Origin of the sequence: Streptomyces violaceorubidus (assembly GCF_000717995.1) — a bacterium.
GTDB classification, from domain to species: Bacteria; Actinomycetota; Actinomycetes; order Streptomycetales; family Streptomycetaceae; genus Streptomyces; species Streptomyces violaceorubidus.
The window spans coordinates 1-447 of the sequence record NZ_JODM01000156.1; the positions used below are offsets into that span (position 1 = coordinate 1).

The 447-nt window shown below is 74.5% G+C and carries 1 protein-coding gene; it reads right to left on the minus strand.

Annotation, left to right across the window (positions count from 1 at the left end; all coding sequences use genetic code 11):
- A partial coding sequence (locus IE94_RS36755; RefSeq protein ID WP_167344003.1) for an AMP-binding protein occupies positions 1-420 on the minus strand: 420 nt, incomplete at its 3' end.
- Between the last annotated feature and the right edge of the window lie 27 nt (positions 421-447).

Sequence of the window (447 nt, forward strand, 5' to 3'; positions counted from 1 at the left end):
TTCGTCGACGGTGACGACGGGCCGCGTCTCCTCCCGCATGAACGCCAGCCGCTCCGCAGGAAAGTCCCCGTCCAGCGGCAGATACGCGCCCCCCGCCTTCAGGACCGCCAGCAGCACCACGACAAGATCGGCACGGCGGGGCAGCTGCACGGCCACGAACCGCTCGCCGCCCACCCCGTCGGCGACCAGCAGCCGGGCAAGCCGGTCACTGCGCGCCTCCAGCTCGCCGTAGGAGACCGACACCCCGCCGGACACCACGGCCGCGGCCTCCGGCGTACGCGCCACCTGGGCCCCGAACGCGGCCACCACATCCGGGGCGGCCTCCGCGGTCGCCGTGTCGTTCCACTGCTCCAGGACCCGCTCCCGCTCGCCCTCCTCCAGCACCCCGATCCCGCCGACCCGCACCTGCGGATCGGCCACCACCGCCTCCAACACCCGCACGAAGCG